This is a genomic window from Erythrobacter aurantius (genome assembly GCF_023823125.1).
Taxonomy (GTDB): Bacteria; Pseudomonadota; Alphaproteobacteria; order Sphingomonadales; family Sphingomonadaceae; genus Erythrobacter; species Erythrobacter aurantius.
The window spans coordinates 2305751-2321582 of the sequence record NZ_CP090949.1 but is presented as its reverse complement, the minus strand read 5'-3'; the positions used below and the strand labels follow the sequence as shown (position 1 = coordinate 2321582).

Sequence of the window (15832 nt, the reverse complement as noted above, 5' to 3'; positions counted from 1 at the left end):
CTCGATCTTCAGGAAAGAACGCCGCATTTATCGGCTGAGGTCACGTTCTATCTCGCCGCCGAAGGCGGACGTTCGGGGCCGGTCCCGAACGGCTTTGGCTGTCCTTGTGCGCTTGAGCTGGACTCGGATTGCTATAACGATGCGCGGATTCTGTTTGATCGCGATTGGGTTGGATTGGGCCAGACGGTGACCGGGCAATTCTTCTTTGTGTTCGGAGAAGATGTGGCAGCGAAATTTCGTTCGGCGGGCCGATTTTACCTATGGGAGGGCCGGTTGATCGGCGAGGCGATAATCGTCTAGCCCGTCATCCCAGCGAAAGCTGGGATCTCAGGTGGCTGGGTACGTTGGATAGTGGCTGTAGACCCCAGCTTTCGCTGGGGTGACGGTTAGACCTCAAAACAACCGCATCTGCCCGCCCACTTCCGGCGGTGTGAAGCGCGAGCAATCCAGCTCGAACTGCGCCTTGCTCCGATCAATCCCCGCCTTCCTGCACGCCACGCGGAACCGCGTTCGGATGAGGTCTGCCCACACGCCTTGAGGCTTCATCCGGGTGAAGAAGCCGGGGTCATTGTCCCGTCCGCCGCGCATCTCGCGAACGATGTTCATCACCTTGCCTGCCCGCTCGGGGCAATGGACGTCCAGCCATTCGCGGAACAGCGGGGCGACCTCGTGCGGCAGGCGCAGCGGGATCCACCCGACGCTCTGCACGCCCAGCGTCGCGGCGCGTTCTATGATGCTTTCCATGAATTCGTCGGTGATCGCCGGAATGATCGGCGAGATAGAGCAATGCACCGGCACGCCCATTGCCGCCAGCCGCCCCAGCGCCGCAAGCCGTTTCGCCGGCGCGGCGCAGCGCGGCTCGAGCTTGGCCGAAAGCACCGGATCGAGGCTCGTCACAGAAATCGCCACCGCAACCAGCTTTTCCCGCGCCATTTCCGCAAGTAGATCGGCATCGGCCAGCACCCTGTCGGACTTGGTCGTGATCGTCACCGGATGGCGCGCCTCAAGACACACTTCCAGCACATCACGGGTGATGCGGTATCGCCGCTCTATCGGCTGATACGGATCGGTGTTGGTGCCCAGTGCAATAGGTGCAGGCTTGTACCCGCGCTTATTCAGCGTCTGCCGCAGCAATTCCCCGGCATTGGGCTTCGCAAACAACCGCGTTTCGAAATCCAGTCCGGGCGACAAATCGTACCAGGCGTGGGTAGGGCGGGCATAGCAATAGACGCAGCCATGCTCGCACCCGCGATAGGCGTTGATCGATCGATCAAACGGAATATCGGGCGACTGGTTGAAGCTGAGGATGGTTTTGGGGTGTTCTTCGGTGACGGTGGTGCGCAGCTTTACCGGCGGCCCGTCGAGAGCGGCGACATGATCGCGCCAGTCGCCGTCCAACTCGCGCCGCGGCATGCCGAAACGGGTCGAGAGCTGGCCCGAGGCCGCTCCGCGTCCGCGTTCGAAATCGGGATGTTCCGTGGTGCCCATCAGAAGAACATAATAGGAACATGGTGCGGTGAAAAGCGCTATTTCTCTTTGAGGCGCGGCATCAGCTCGACGAAATTGCAGGGGCGGTTGCGGCTGTCGAGTTGCTCGGCAAGGATGCCGTCCCACCCGTCCTTCACCGCGCCGTTCGATCCGGGCAGGGCGAAGATATAGGTGCCGCGTGCGACCACCGCGCAGGCGCGGGATTGAACGGTGCTGGTGCCGATGGTCTGGAAACTGATCCAGCGGAACAATTCGCCAAAGCCGGGAATTTCGCGCGCGCCCTCGATCCGTGAAAGCGCCTCGGGCGTCACATCGCGGCCCGTGAGCCCGGTGCCGCCGGTGGAGACGATCGCGTCAATCTGCGGATCGTCGATCCAGGCATCAAACTGGCTCGCCAGCAGTGCGGCATCATCCTTCGCGATCAGGCGCGCGGCGAGGTTGTGACCAGCGTCGGTCACTCTCTGGGCAAGGATGTCTCCGGAAGTGTCGTTTTCGGCTGTGCGCGTGTCGGAAACGGTCAGCACGGCAATGTTGATCGGGGTGAAGACCTTCGCCTCGTCAATCGCCATGCCGGGTTCCTTTCGCTATTGGCTGATGCTTGCCGTCCGTGTCCTAGCGGCCTGCGGGAATTCTGGCCAGCGGCCTTGTGCCAATGCGCGGCGACTGGGCGAGGCGACACCGGCGGCGCGTTCATACATCCAGTAATTGCGCATCACGATGGAGACGTAGCCGCGTGTCTCCCAATAGGGGATCGATTCCATCCAGAGCAGCGGATCGCCCTGATCGTTGACCTCGTAATTCCAGCGATCGACCGGGGTGAGTCCGGCGTTATAGGCGGCCATGATCTTGGGCAGCAGACCCTGCGTCGCGCCGCTATCGCGCAGCATTTCCAGATGCTGCTGGCCATAGGCGAGGTTGACGGAGGGATCGTTGAGATCGGCGTAGCTCGCGCCAAGGTTCAACCGGCGATTGTGATCGCTGGCCGTGCCGGGCATGATCTGCATCAGGCCGCGCGCATTAGCGGGGCTGACGGCGCTTGTGCGGAAGTTTGATTCCTGCAACGCATGGGCAAAGGCGAGGCTGGGATCGACCCGCCAGCCGGTTGCCGGTTGCCAGTGCGCGACCGGGAAGCGCAAAGCGGGATCGACGCGCATTCCGTAAGGCACATATTGCGCCATGAAGAGCTGGGTCGATGGCAGGCCCAGTTCGCGGGCAAGCCGGGCCATCGCGGGGTAATCCTGAGCCCGGCCGATGCGCGCTTCGTGACGCAGCACTTCGTCGGCGAGCGAGGGACGACCGATCTCGATCAGCGCGGCGGCGACACGGACATTTCGGCGATCCTGAAGCGAGCGCCAGTCTTCGGCGGAAAACCTCTGCGCCGGAGCATCGGCGGGGACTTCTATGCCCAGCTGGTCGATCGCCAGCATGCCGTAAAGCGTTTCGTCATAGCGGGCTGCGGCTGACAGGTGTTGTCCGGCGGCTTCGGGCTCGCGGCAACGCACAAGCGAACGGTGCGCCCAGTAATGCGCCGCTGCGGCTAGTTCGACATTGGTTGCCTGCTGCGCGGCGCGGGCAAATGCTTCGCCAGCGAGCGAGCAATAGCCGAGCCGCCATGCGGCCAGCCCCGCGACCCATTCGCCTTCGGCCAGCCATGCGCCCGAGCCCTGCGACACGGTTTCCGCGAGCGCGAGCGCGTTCTGATCGTCATTCTCGATGTAGAAACTCCAGGCAACGCGCTGACGCCATTCGGCTCGCGCTTCGGAGCTCATCATCGGTTCGGCTTGCTGCAGGATCGCATAGGCGCCCGAGGGATCATCGTTGCGGATCGCTTCGAGGATTGCTGCGCGGGCTTCGGCGGAGATCGTGCCGTCATCCACCGAGCGCGGGCGGATGCGCTTGCTCGGTTCGGGCTGGCGGCTGAAGCTTTGCGTTGCCGGGAATGCAGGCAGTTGCTCCACCCCGCGCCCCGAACCCAATCGGCCCAGTTGCGGCGCATGAGGCAGATCAACCCCGGCGTTGAGCCACTGGGCAATTTGCTCGCCGCTGATCCGCGGGCTGTTGGCATGGGTGAAATATTCGGCTTGCGCTACCTGATGCAGCAATCCGCCTTCGGCCCGCTTGAGCAGTGCCTCGACCACGTCCCATTGCTCGCGATCAATCGCGGCGAAGATGTCGCGGTAAAGCTGTTTTTCATTCTGGGTGAGCACGGCGGGAACAGAGGTGCTCCGGCTCTGCGCGCGATCATATTGCGCGACCATGCTCGATTGCGCGGAAGCGGCAGGGGCAATGGCGATTCCGGATACAAGTGCAATTCCGGCCAGCAGTGAGCGCATGCAGGGGGTACTCTTTACTCGACCGACCATTCGATCCATCTCCGCCAGAACCGGGCTTTGAGCCGGGGCACCGTCAGAACACTGTCCAGCCCCTCGCTTACCATCACTGGCACTGATGCGGATGTCTGGTTGATTTCACGTAAAGATGGAGCGTCTTTCGGCAATTCGTGTCCGATTAGCGGCAGGATGTTGCCGCCGAAGGCAAGAAGCCGTTTTGGAGCCGCCATGGCGATGTGATGCGCGGTGACGGCATCCATGCCGCGCGCCGCCAGCGAAGCGGTATCCGCCATCGGTGTGTGGCGCGGCAGGGCGGAAGCGATGCAGGTCTGTTCCTCGTCCACGCCCATCGCCTTGAGCATGCGCGACAGCAGCCGGCCTTGCGGCCCCGAAAGCAGGCGATCGCGGTCGCCTTCCTCCGGATCGATCACCAGCACCATCAATTCTGCATTGGCAGGGCCGCGCGATGCGATGCGGCCACGCGGGCCGATTGCATCCAGCCCCGGTGCCTCCATCCACCATTCCCGAAATTCGGCGAGCGTCTGCGGCGGCGTTTCACCCAGCAGATCGACACGTTCGACAGGATTTTTTTCCGGCAGCGGTTCGGGTGTCCGGGTGGCCTGCACGCGCGGTTCCGGTGCTTGCGGCGCCGTGGAGGCGAGGGCCAGCGCATCCGCCGGATTCGCGCTATTCAGCCAATCCGTAGCGTCATCGGCGAATTCCAGATCGACACCGGCCATCCGCCACCATTCGAAAGCGGCATGCAATTCAGCGGCAAGAGGCGATGTGGCTGCGGTCATCCTATCCAATGCAGGCCTTGACTGTCCAAATTCCAGTTAGCAAGTGCACCATCAACAAAAGTCTGCGAAGCATATCGCAACGCTAATACTGAGGTGAGAAGAGCGCATGAGCGAACGGGAATCAATGCCATGTGATGTCGTGATTGTGGGCGGCGGGCCGGCGGGCCTTTCGGCGGCAATCCGGCTCAAGCAGATTAACGAGGAACTTGAGGTTGTTGTCCTTGAAAAAGGTTCCGAGATCGGCGCGCACATTCTTTCGGGCGCGGTGGTCGATCCCAAGGCGCTGAGCGAGCTTTTCCCCGACTGGCGTGACATGGGCTGCCCGATGGCGGAAACCCCGGTGACGGATAACTGGCACTGGGTTCTGTCCAAATCCGGCAAGACATCGCTGCCGCACGCCTTCATGCCGCCGCTAATGAGCAACCACGGCTGCTACACCGGATCGCTCGGCAATCTGACCCGCTGGCTGGGCGAACAGGCCGAGGCGCTGGGCGTGATGGTGTTCCCCGGCTTCCCCGCGAACGAGGTGATGTTTGACGAAGACGGCAATGTCCGCGGCGTCATCACGCAGGACATGGGCATCGCCGCTGACGGATCGCAAAAGGGCGATCATCAGCCGGGCATGGAGATCGAGGCGAAATACACCCTCTTTGCCGAAGGTGCGCGCGGTTCGCTGACCAAACAGATGAAGGCGAAATTCGACCTTGAGGCGAATTGCCAGCCGCAGGTCTATGGCCTTGGCATCAAGGAATTGTGGGACATCGACCCCAAGAAGCACGTACCGGGCCGCGTGATCCACACGCAGGGCTGGCCGCTCACTGAAAGCGACAGCTGGGGCGGGGGCTTCCTCTACCATCAGGCGAACGGCCAGGTGGCATTGGGCTTCGTCACCGCGCTCGATTACAAGAACCCTTGGGTTTCGCCCTATCAGGAATTCCAGCGCTGGAAGCAGCACCCCGCGATCCGCGAATATCTCGAAGGCGGCACCCGTGTCGCTTACGGTGCGCGCGCGATCAACGAAGGCGGCTGGCAGTCTGTGCCCAAGCTGGCTTTCCCCGGCGGCGCGCTGATCGGCTGCGCGGCTGGCTTCGTCAACGTGCCACGGATCAAGGGCAGCCACACCGCGATGAAGAGCGGGATGCTGGCCGCTGAAAGCATCGCCGCGGCGATTGCCGCCGGTCATGAGAAGACCGAGCTTTCGGATTACGATGCCGCTGTGCGTTCAAGCTGGATCGCCGACGAGCTGAAGCTGGTGCAGAACGCGCAGCCTGCCGTGGCCAAATACGGCGGTGATATCGGCACCTTGCTTGCGGGTGTGGACATGTGGATGCGGACGCTCAAGATCGGCCTGCCGATCAGCATGAAGCACAAGCCCGACTACACCTACACCGGCCGTGCGGATCTTTATCCCAAGATCGACTATCCCAAGCCCGACGGCGTGATCAGCTTCGACCGGCTGACCAATGTCGCCTACAGCTTCACCAACCATGCCGAAGACCAGCCGGTGCATTTGCAGGTCGCCGACCTCGAATTGCAGAAGGCGAGCGAATACGACGTGTTTGGGGGGCCTTCGAGCCGCTATTGCCCGGCAGGCGTGTACGAGTGGATCGAGGAAGAGGGCAAGGAGCCGCGCTTCCAGATCAACTCGCAAAACTGCGTCCACTGCAAGACCTGCGACATCAAGGACCCGAACCAGAACATCAACTGGGTAACGCCGGAAGGCGGCGGCGGGCCTAACTATCCGAATATGTGATCGGTGCAGAATTTCGATCCATTGATGGCGGCTTTGATTGCCATGTTTGTGGTCGCACTGGATTACAACACGCGACACACGATCGACCGATTGATCGTGGAATTGATCCCTGATCGAGAGCGAACGCAATTGACGAAAGCATGGGAGCGCGTCGAGCCATTGCTTCGATACAGCGGAATGTTCGGGATGACGCTGGGCCTTTTGCTCCTCTCGCTGAAGACGAATCCCATCGTGTCGATGACGGTGTCGGTTGCTGGGGTGCTCGCATACCTCGCTGCACCGATGTGGCATCTCGTCGAGTGGAAGCGATGAAGGAAACCGCCTACGCCAAGATCAACCTCGCGCTGCACCTTCGGGCGCGGCGGGAGGACGGGTATCACGAGCTTGAGACGCTGTTCGCCTTTGTCGATGCGGGCGATGTGTTGAGCGTGACACCGGCGGAAGCGGATAGCCTGTTGACTTTGGGCGAATTCGCGCAAGGGCTGGATGATCCTTTCGACAATCTGGTGGCCAAGGCGCTTGCCGCGCTGCCACGCTCTCAGGGCCTTGCCGTGACGCTGGAAAAGAACTTGCCCGTCGCGGCGGGGCTGGGCGGTGGATCGGCGGATGCAGGGGCGGTGTTCCGCATCGTTGAGGCGCAACATAGCCTGCCTGACGACTGGCAGACCCGCGCCGCGAAGCTGGGTGCTGATGTTCCCTCCTGCGTGCGCAGTGAAATGGCGATCGGCACAGGCACCGGCACCGATCTTCACCCGATCGCAAATGACCTTGCCGGAATGCCCGTCCTGCTCGTCAACCCGCGCGTGCCGCTCTCCACCGGATCGGTGTTCAAGGCGTGGGACCGGATCGACAAGGGGCCGCTGCCACAGGGCAAGGCCAGCGAAGTGACACAGAACGGGCGCAACGATCTGGAAACCCCGGCCTTTGCGCTGTGTCCGGTCATCCGCGATGTTCTGGCCGAACTGGGCGCGGACAAGCCTTGGATTGCGCGCATGTCGGGATCGGGCGCGACCTGCTTTGCCTTGTATGAAAGCGAGGCGGAGCGTGATCGGGCGGCACAACGCATCGGCGAAGTCCGGCCCGACTGGTGGCAACTGCCGGGGAAACTGCGGTGATCGACGGACGGCCCTACGAACAGATCGGCGGGATCACCGCGAGCGGGATCGTCTGCGTTGCTGATCATGCCTCAAACTTCGTGCCGGACGATATTCCGCTGGGCGTGGCGCCGGAATTGATGGAGCAGCACGTCGCGATCGACATCGGGGTTTATGGCGTTGCCACACGCATGGCTCACAGACACGGTATTCCGGCGCATCTGGCGCAGGTGAGCCGCCTCGTGGTCGATCTCCACCGCGAGGAGGATCACCCCAATGTCGTGCCGACCAGCAGCGACGGTTACACCATCCCCGGCAATATCGGCGCGAATCTCGAATCCCGGCTCGAACGCTTTCATCGCCCCTATCACGATGCGCTGGCGCAGTGGCTGGAGGCGCAGAACCCAAAGCTGATATTGTCACTCCACAGCTTCACCCCGGCGATGGCGTCCTGCGACAAACCGCGCCCGTGGGATCTTTCGCTGCTCTACAATAAGGACGATCGCGCCGCGCGCCACGCGATCCGGCTGTTCGGCGAACTGGGCCTGAATGTCGGCGATAACGAGCCGTATAGCGGCGTCGAACTCAACGCGACGATGAACCGCCATGCCGAAGCACACGGGCGCCCCTATTGCTTTATCGAAGTGCGGCAGGATCGCATCGCCACCCGCGCGGACCAGTCGCGCTGGGCGGCAATGATCGCGGATGTTGCCGGAAGGGTTGCGCTCGCGCTCGAGTAAAGGCAGTGCCGTTTCGCGAAATCCAAGCGACGGGAAACAAAATGTCTTTCGACAAGTCCAAATTGCCAAGCCGCCACGTCTCTGTCGGGCCGGAGCGCGCGCCGCACCGCTCCTATTACTACGCCATGGGGATGACCGAGGAAGAAATCGCCCGGCCATTCGTGGGTGTGGCGAGCGCCGGAAACGACAGCGCGCCGTGCAACACCACGCTGAACGCACAGGCCGACATCTGCCGCGAAGGCGTGATTGCGGGCGGGGGGACGCCGCGCCGCTTCAACACGATCACCGTGACTGATGGGATCGCGATGGGGCATCAGGGCATGAAGAGCTCGCTCGTCAGCCGCGAAGTCATTGCCGACAGCGTGGAGTTGTCTGTGCGCGGGCACTGCTATGACGCGTTGGTTGGCTTTGCGGGTTGTGACAAGAGCCTGCCCGGCATGATGATGGCGATGCTGCGGCTGAATGTGCCAAGCATCTTCGTCTATGGCGGGTCGATCCTGCCCGGTACGCACCACGGCAAGGATGTGACCGTTGTCGACGTGTTCGAGGCGGTGGGTCAGCACGCGGCGGGCAATTGCCCTTTGCAGGAGCTGATCGCGCTCGAAAAGGTTGCCTGCCCGGGCCACGGCGCGTGCGGTGGCCAGTTCACCGCGAACACCATGGCCTGTGTGGGTGAGGCAATCGGATTATCGCTGCCAAACGGCAATATGGCGCCTGCTCCTTACACTTCGCGTGAAGAGATTGCGCGGGCGGCGGGCGCTCAGGTGATGGTGCTGCTGGAAAAGAACCTGCGCCCGCGTGACATCTGCACCCGTGCGGCGTTCGAAAATGCGGCGCGCGTCGTGGCGGCCACGGGCGGTTCGACCAACGCCGCCTTGCACCTGCCCGCAATGGCCAGCGAATGCGGCATCGATTTCGACCTTTTCGACGTTGCCGAGATATTCAAATCAACGCCTTACATCGCCGATCTGAAGCCAGGCGGCAAATATGTCGCCAAGGACATGCATGAAGCAGGCGGCGTGTACATGGGGATGAAGACGCTGCTCGAAGGGGGCTTCCTTGATCCCAACCCGATCACGGTGACGGGCAAGACGCTGGGCGAAAATATCGAGGAGATCACCTGGAACCCCGATCAGAAGGTGTTTTACGATGTGAAGACCCCGATCACGCCGACCGGCGGCGTTGTGGGGCTGAAGGGATCGCTTGCCCCCGATGGCGCGATTGTGAAGGTTGCGGGGATGGCGCGCCTGCAATTCTCCGGCCCGGCGCGGGTCTTCGATTGCGAGGAAGACGCCTTTGCTGCCGTCGAAAGCCGCGACATTGCCGAAGGCTGCGTGATCGTGATCCGTTACGAAGGGCCCAAGGGCGGGCCGGGCATGCGCGAAATGCTCTCCACCACCGCCGCGCTCTATGGTCAGGGTATGGGCGAAAAGGTCGCGCTGATCACCGACGGGCGATTCTCCGGCGCGACGCGGGGCTTCTGCATCGGCCATGTCGGTCCGGAAGCCGCCGATTGCGGCCCGATCGCGTTGGTAGAAGATGGCGACATCATCACCATCGATGCTGAGGCGGGGACGATCGACCTTGAAGTCGATGCTTCGGTGCTGGATGAACGCCGCAAGCAATGGCAGCCGCGCACCAATGATTACCAGTCGGGCGCCTTGTGGCGCTATTCGCAGAATGTCGGCTCGGCGCGCAGCGGGGCGATCACCCATCCCGGGGCAAAGGCGGAAACCCATGTCTTTGCGGACATCTAGCCTCGTTCTCCCGGCGTTTTTGCTCGCCGCTTGCGGATCGGAGACACCCGCGCCCGAAGGGCCGGAGGTGCGCTGCGCAATCGGGCCGGGAGCTGAACTTGCGGAGGTCTGCACGCTGGAGCGGACAGACCCGGTCGAATTCATCATCCACCATCCGGATGGCGGCTTTCGCCGCTTCGTCTGGGCGGATACGGGCGAGTTGACGCTGGCGGACGGGGCGGAGCCCTTGAGTGTGGCAGACAGTATCGATGATCCCGAGGTCATTGAAATGACGGTCGGTTCGGATCGTTACCGGCTCAGGCAGGCATTGGTGGCTGCAAGTTCGGATGAGTAACGCGCAGATCCTGACTGCCGCACAAATGCGCGATGCGGAACAGGCGCTGTTCGATGCAGGCACCAGCGTGTTCGAACTGATGAAGATCGCGGCCGGCGGTGCGGCGGAGTGGGTGCGCAGGGTCGCCGCCGGACGCAGCGTCACGGTGCTTTGCGGCCCCGGCAACAATGGCGGCGATGGCTATGTCATCGCCCATCGCTTGCGCGAGGCAGGCAATGCTGTGACTGTCATCGCCCCGGTCGAGCCCAAGACCGATGCGGCAAGGCAGGCGCGCGCGCTCTGGAACGGGGAAGTTCTTACGTCCGGGGGCAAGGCTGCGGGCGGTGTGTTGGTGGACAGCCTTTTCGGTTCGGGCCTCACCCGTCCCCTGTCCGGCGAGCACGCCTTGCTGCTGCGCGATCTTGCTGCGCGCCACCACCTGACGATTGCGACCGATGTGCCATCCGGCGTGGCAAGCGATACAGGTGCCTTGCTCGACGAACGGCTGCCGCGGTTCGATCTGACGCTGGCGCTGGGCGCATGGAAATTCGCGCACTGGATGACGCCGGGACGCTCGATCATGGGGAGCTTGCGGCTCGTCCCCATCGGCATTGCTCCGGTGAAAGGCGCCGCCCGATTGATCGAGAAGCCACGGCTATCGGTGCCCGCGGTGGATTCGCACAAGTACCTGCGGGGCCTTGCCTGCATCGTCTCGGGCGAGATGCCCGGTGCGGCCGTTCTTGCGGCGGAAGCGGCGATGCGGGGCGGGGCGGGCTACGTCAAACTGCTGCGTGAAGGCGAAGATCGAACGGCTGATCCGGCGCTCGTCGTCGATGGGCAGCCTTTGGCGAAAGGCTTGTCCGACGATCGGATTGCAGCAGTGCTGGTCGGGCCGGGTCTTGGCCGGTCTGCCGAAGCGACGCAGCGACTGCGCATCGCTTTGGATTCGGGCCGACCTGCCGTCATCGATGCCGACGCGCTCATCGCGCTCCGCCCCAAAATGCTCGGCAATCGCAGCGATATCCTTGCCACGCCGCATGATGGCGAGTTGGAGACGCTGTGCCGCAATTTTGGCGTCATTGCGGAAAGCCGGATCGACCGGGCAAGGGCGCTTGCCAAGACCAGCGGAATGGTGATCGCGGCCAAGGGGCCGACGACGATCATCGCCGCACCCGATGGGCAGGTGGCGATTGCGCCGCCTGCGCCCAGCTGGCTTTCGGTCGCAGGAAGCGGAGATGTCCTTGCCGGGATTGCGGTCAGCCGGATGGCGAACAGGCGTTCGCCCTTCGAAGCGGCCTGCGAAGCGGTGTGGCTGCATGGAGAGGCTGCGAGGCAGTGCGGGGCGGCTTTCACCCCGAATGAGCTGGCCCGTGCCGTACCGCCTGCGATTGAAGCCTGCCTGTGAGCCAGATGCGCGAAATTGTGCGGCTCGCAGCAAGAGGCGACGGCGTTCTGGAGGACGGGACGCATGTGCCGGGGGCCGTGCCGGGTGACAGTGTAGGTGCGGACGGCTCGATCATTCCCGGCCCGCATCATGTATCGCCGCCCTGCCGTCATTTCGGACAATGCGGCGGCTGCCAGTTGCAGCATGCTGACGAGACCGTGCTGCGCGAATTCGTCACCAATCGCGTCGTCAACGCCGCCACGGGCGAGGGGCTTGCCGTTGAGCAATTGCTCGAAACCCACCTCAGTCCGGCACACACTCGGCGCCGCGCGACATTGCATTCCGAGCGGATCAAGGGCCGGGTGGTCATCGGGTTCAAGCAGGCGCAATCGCATCGGCTGATCGATCTGGCGCAATGCCCCGTCCTGCTGCCCGAACTGGTTGATATGGCCCGTCTGCTGCGGGATTTCCTCAAGCAATTCGGGCCGAAGGGTGCAGTGGATATCAGCATGACGCGGGTCGATCAGGGGATCGATCTGGGGCTAACGAACTTCCCGCTCGATGGACTTGGCCCGACCGAGGGTGCGCTTGATTTTGCGCGCAACAACGGTCTTGCACGGCTCTCGATCGACCAGGGATTCGGTTCCGAGGCGCTGTGGGAGCCGGAGCCGGTCACGGTCACGCTTTCCGGGGTTCCGGTGGCGATGCCGCCCGCCGCATTTCTTCAAGCGACAGCCGATGCCGAAGCCCGCATGATCGCCGATGCGCGCGAATGGCTCGAAGGGGCCAATCTGGTGGCTGACCTGTTTGCGGGGCTCGGAACCTTTGCCTTTGCGCTATCCGAAGGGCGCAAGGTGCTGGCGGCGGAGGCGGAGCGTGCGGCGCATCTCGCCTGCAATGCCGCCGCGCGTCAGCATGGTGTACAGGTGCATGCGCTGCACCGCGACCTGTTCCGAAATCCACTGCAACCCGCCGAGCTTGACCGGTTCGATGCAGTTCTGCTCGATCCTCCCCGTGCCGGGGCAAAATCCCAGATCGGAGAGATCGCGCGCAGCAAGGTCGCGCGGGTTGTCTATGTCAGCTGCAACCCGTCAAGCTGGGCGAGGGATGCCGCGGCGCTGATTGAGGGCGGATACAGGCTTACCCGTCTGCGGCCCGTCGGGCAGTTCCGCTGGTCAAACCATGTCGAACTGGTGAGCCTGTTCGAGCGCGACTGATCAGGCGCGGATTACTTCGAGAATGCGGTCTTTGAGCCAGTCCTGATGGGCCGGTTCGACATAGGCATGACCCGCGCCGAGACAGCGCTGGATGCGCGGATCATCCTTGCCCCATGCGCTTTCGAACAGTTGCCCGGTCCTGTCATCGGTCGCAACGAGGTATGTCACCGAGCCGGAGAAATCCGCGATCCCGGCGCGCATTTCCTGCAACAATTGCGATGCTTGCGGAGCGGACTTGGCCGCGCCGAGCAAGCCTGCGGCCAGCTTCCTCAAATTGACGCCGCCGCGCAGCAAACGGGCGATTTCGGCAGGGTTTTTGAGCTTTTCGAGATAGCGCGAACGGATCGCCTCGGGCGTGTGCTGCGGTTCGTCCGTGTCGCCTTCGTCTTCATCGATGGTCCACGGGTTCGAAAGCACGAGGCCGTCAAATCCTTCGCCCCCCATCAGAATAAGCGCCGACGCTGCGTCGCAATTGCCAAAACCGATCACCCGATCGACCTGTGGGGCTAGAGCGCGAAAGGCATCCAGCGCAGCACGAATGTCCTTTGCGCTGTGCCGGAAACCGCGGTTTTCGCCTTCGCTGTCCCCGATCCCGCGTCGGTCAAACCGGAACACCGGAAATCCGGCCTTGGCGATGCGTGCAGCGAGGCGGGATTGCCCGGAAAACGCGCCGGATCGTAACTCATTGCCGCCTGAAACGATCAGCAGGCCGGTTGAGCCCGGAGCCGTGTCGAGCGAACCGGCAAGTTTCAGGCTGCCGCAGCCGAAGTCGAAATGCAGGCGGCTCATCCGGCTGCTCCCACACCTGACGCGAGGATCGCGGCGAGCTTTTCGGTTTGGGCTCCATCTTCACCCGGCTCGGCCCGCAACCACAGGCCCGCACCGCCGAGTTCCTGTTGCGAGATCACGGTGAGGGATTCGGAAACGGGAGGTTCGGCAATTTCGAGTTCGCGGAACATTTCCGCCCCGATCTCCCAGCCCGCGAGCGCCAGCCCGTCCTTTCGACCAATCTGCTGCAATTCTTCGGAGCTTTCTGACCGTCCTGCCTCACGCGCCGCGATGGTACGCGCGCGGATCATCGAGCGCAGCAGTTTCGCACCGGAAACGGGAGCATAGGACCATCCAGCGGCTCCTTCGGGTAACAGGAGCGCACCCCCACGGATCGCCAGAACATGGGTCGCGCCAAGACTTTGCGTCGCAGAGGCTGTTGCGGCCTGCAATGCAGATAGGCTCAGGCCGGACAGCGGCACGAGGCTTTCGTTGCATCCGGGCATGTCGGGAAGGAAGGAGTCGATTTCCAGCCGATCAAGCGCCTGCATCAGTTCGACTGTGAAACGGCGCAACTTGTTTGCCTCGTCGAACAAGGCGGGCAGGATCAGGACACGGATATTCCGGCCGCGATCGATCTGAACGAGCAGTTCCTCGCTCGTGGTGCCGTTTTGCAGCGGGGCTTGCCAGCTTTCGATCATGCGCCTTGCGCCACTGGCCGGGATCAGACCTCGGCCAGCTTGCTTTCCGCAAAGGCGAGCAGGCCGCCGTAGGTTTCCAGCATTTCGCCATCGACGTCATCGTCTTCGATGATGATGTCGAGCCGGTCTTCCATCTCCGTCAGCAGTCCCGCGACCGCCATTGAATCGAGTTCGGGCAGGTGGCCGAACAGGCCGCTGTCATCGGTCAGCTGATCGGCGAAATCGGCATCCACGCCCAGGACATCGGCGATGATCGATTTGAGTTCGGTATCAAGCGCGGCGCGGCTCATCGCGAGGCCCGGCGTGCTTGCAGCCTGATCGGGGCCTTCACCCTCTTCACCGACAACTGGTTGAGTGCTCATCACGGCTCCTCTCACAGGGACTTTCTCGCGCATCCGGGCGTTTTACGAACGGTCAGCACGGCTTGACCGGCGCCCTTAACGACGCGGAGGGAAGGGCGCAAGGGCGGGGACTTCCGCTTCGCGCAGTCGACGGGCGGTTTGGCGGGCAAGGTCGAGCCACGCGCGCGGCTGCGCCAGGTCGAGGCAATCGATACGGTAGCGCGGGCGGATGCCGTTCATCCAGTCTGCCTTGTAGGATTGATCACCCGTGCCGAAATCGACCAGCGTGACCCGGTCGGTGTCGATCACATGCCGGAAAAGCGCGGCTGAAAGCGTCGTTCCCGCCGAAAGCGAACGGGCGCTTTCAAGATAGGCGAGCTTGTGAATGAACGCGGTGCCGTGTTCGACGGTCCAGCATTGTGCGGCCACTGGCTTGCCCTCGTGCCATGCCATGCCGAACCGCAAGCGTCCGGCATCGCCTTCTTGCCGGGCGAATTGGCGCAGCATTGCCGGATGATCTTCTCGCGGTTTCCAACTCGCTTCGTAAATCGCCTCGTAATCGCTCCACAAGGCATCGTCGAAATGGCAGATGACCTGCGTTTCGACCTTCTTTGCCTTGCGCTTGTAGGTGGTGCGCAATGCGCCGGGGCGCTGGGACCAGTAGGTGTCGAAATCCATGCCACCGACATGCAGGACATGATTGATGTCGCACCGGCTAGCCTCCACGCGCCACCCGGCTTTGGCAAAGGCGGTGCACAACCTTGTGGCGGAGCCGTCTTCGTCGGGGACGGGCTCAAGCGTCACGCGATGCCCCCGCTGGCGCAATTGGCGCGCGATTTCGACCAGCAGCCGGTCGCCCTTTGCTCCGGGCGGGGCAAGCTGTCGCCAGGTGAAGCTGTACCAGTTGCGCAAGGGCGCGATGCGGCCTGCATCCTCTGTCAGGGCAAGCGCGGCGGCCCCATCGCCATCGCTGGCAAGCGCGATAAGCGGCACCAATCCGGTGTCGCTGAGCAGGGCGTACCACTCGGCGCGATCGAACGGAGTTGGGGCCGCGCATGCGGAACTCTCGGCAAAGAGCTCTTGCAAGACGTTAACCCTGTCGTGATACCGCGCTTCGATCATTAGAAATTCATCATCCGAAAACGG

At 63.0% G+C, this 15832-nt stretch carries 16 protein-coding genes; 8 read left to right on the top strand and 8 right to left on the bottom strand.

Annotated elements, in window-relative coordinates; translation table 11 throughout:
* Nucleotides 1-393: 393 nt before the first annotated feature.
* Genes L1K66_RS11095 through L1K66_RS11080 form a run of 4 tightly spaced genes read right to left on the bottom strand, consistent with a single transcriptional unit; the run spans nucleotide 394 to nucleotide 4618 of the window.
* Nucleotides 394-1488: a PA0069 family radical SAM protein gene (locus tag L1K66_RS11095; protein WP_252257942.1), complete on the bottom strand. Its 1095-nt coding sequence runs from the start codon at nucleotides 1486-1488 to the stop codon at nucleotides 394-396.
* Nucleotides 1489-1526: 38 nt separating this feature from the next.
* A complete protein-coding gene (gene moaB, locus L1K66_RS11090) occupies nucleotides 1527-2057 on the bottom strand; it encodes a molybdenum cofactor biosynthesis protein B (RefSeq protein ID WP_252257941.1) in 531 nt (176 codons plus the stop codon).
* A gap of 15 nt (nucleotides 2058-2072) precedes the next feature.
* On the bottom strand, nucleotides 2073-3821 hold the full coding sequence (locus tag L1K66_RS11085; RefSeq protein WP_252257940.1) for a lytic transglycosylase domain-containing protein: 1749 nt from the start codon (nucleotides 3819-3821) through the stop codon (nucleotides 2073-2075).
* A gap of 14 nt (nucleotides 3822-3835) precedes the next feature.
* On the bottom strand, nucleotides 3836-4618 hold the full coding sequence (locus L1K66_RS11080) for a uracil-DNA glycosylase family protein (protein WP_252257939.1): 783 nt from the start codon (nucleotides 4616-4618) through the stop codon (nucleotides 3836-3838).
* A 106-nt stretch (nucleotides 4619-4724) separates the two neighbouring features.
* On the opposite strand from L1K66_RS11080, the gene L1K66_RS11075 reads away from it, so the two are divergent.
* From L1K66_RS11075 to L1K66_RS11040, 8 genes are read left to right on the top strand one after another with little or no spacing between them, the layout of a single operon-like run.
* Nucleotides 4725-6371, top strand: coding sequence for an electron transfer flavoprotein-ubiquinone oxidoreductase (locus L1K66_RS11075; RefSeq protein WP_252257938.1), 1647 nt, complete (start codon nucleotides 4725-4727; stop codon nucleotides 6369-6371).
* Nucleotides 6372-6374: 3 nt separating this feature from the next.
* On the top strand, nucleotides 6375-6683 hold the full coding sequence (locus tag L1K66_RS11070; RefSeq protein ID WP_252257937.1) for a hypothetical protein: 309 nt from the start codon (nucleotides 6375-6377) through the stop codon (nucleotides 6681-6683).
* On the top strand, nucleotides 6680-7486 hold the full coding sequence (locus tag L1K66_RS11065; protein ID WP_252260491.1) for a 4-(cytidine 5'-diphospho)-2-C-methyl-D-erythritol kinase: 807 nt from the start codon (nucleotides 6680-6682) through the stop codon (nucleotides 7484-7486). The genes L1K66_RS11070 and L1K66_RS11065 overlap by 4 nt, the downstream gene beginning before the upstream one ends.
* Entirely contained in the window at nucleotides 7459-8205 is a 747-nt protein-coding gene (locus L1K66_RS11060) for an N-formylglutamate amidohydrolase (RefSeq protein WP_330221228.1), read from the top strand. The genes L1K66_RS11065 and L1K66_RS11060 overlap by 28 nt, the downstream gene beginning before the upstream one ends.
* Before the next feature lie 41 nt (nucleotides 8206-8246).
* A complete protein-coding gene (ilvD, locus tag L1K66_RS11055; protein ID WP_252257936.1) occupies nucleotides 8247-9962 on the top strand; it encodes a dihydroxy-acid dehydratase in 1716 nt (571 codons plus the stop codon).
* A complete protein-coding gene (locus L1K66_RS11050; protein ID WP_252257935.1) occupies nucleotides 9943-10296 on the top strand; it encodes a hypothetical protein in 354 nt (117 codons plus the stop codon). The genes ilvD and L1K66_RS11050 overlap by 20 nt, the downstream gene beginning before the upstream one ends.
* Nucleotides 10289-11680, top strand: a complete 1392-nt coding sequence (locus L1K66_RS11045; RefSeq protein WP_252257934.1) for an NAD(P)H-hydrate dehydratase — start codon at nucleotides 10289-10291, stop codon at nucleotides 11678-11680. The genes L1K66_RS11050 and L1K66_RS11045 overlap by 8 nt, the downstream gene beginning before the upstream one ends.
* Nucleotides 11677-12876: a class I SAM-dependent RNA methyltransferase gene (locus L1K66_RS11040; RefSeq protein ID WP_252257933.1), complete on the top strand. Its 1200-nt coding sequence runs from the start codon at nucleotides 11677-11679 to the stop codon at nucleotides 12874-12876. The genes L1K66_RS11045 and L1K66_RS11040 overlap by 4 nt, the downstream gene beginning before the upstream one ends.
* On the opposite strand, the gene L1K66_RS11035 is transcribed toward L1K66_RS11040, so the two are convergent.
* From L1K66_RS11035 to L1K66_RS11020, 4 genes are all read right to left on the bottom strand, one after another.
* Nucleotides 12877-13665, bottom strand: a complete 789-nt coding sequence (locus L1K66_RS11035; RefSeq protein ID WP_252257932.1) for a hydrolase 1, exosortase A system-associated — start codon at nucleotides 13663-13665, stop codon at nucleotides 12877-12879.
* Nucleotides 13662-14345, bottom strand: coding sequence for an alpha/beta hydrolase family protein (locus L1K66_RS11030; RefSeq protein WP_252257931.1), 684 nt, complete (start codon nucleotides 14343-14345; stop codon nucleotides 13662-13664). The genes L1K66_RS11035 and L1K66_RS11030 overlap by 4 nt, the downstream gene beginning before the upstream one ends.
* Nucleotides 14346-14368: 23 nt before the next feature.
* A complete protein-coding gene (locus L1K66_RS11025; RefSeq protein WP_034954823.1) occupies nucleotides 14369-14635 on the bottom strand; it encodes a phosphopantetheine-binding protein in 267 nt (88 codons plus the stop codon).
* Nucleotides 14636-14782: 147 nt separating this feature from the next.
* On the bottom strand, nucleotides 14783-15808 hold the full coding sequence (locus tag L1K66_RS11020; RefSeq protein ID WP_252257930.1) for a GNAT family N-acetyltransferase: 1026 nt from the start codon (nucleotides 15806-15808) through the stop codon (nucleotides 14783-14785).
* Nucleotides 15809-15832 lie beyond the last annotated feature (24 nt).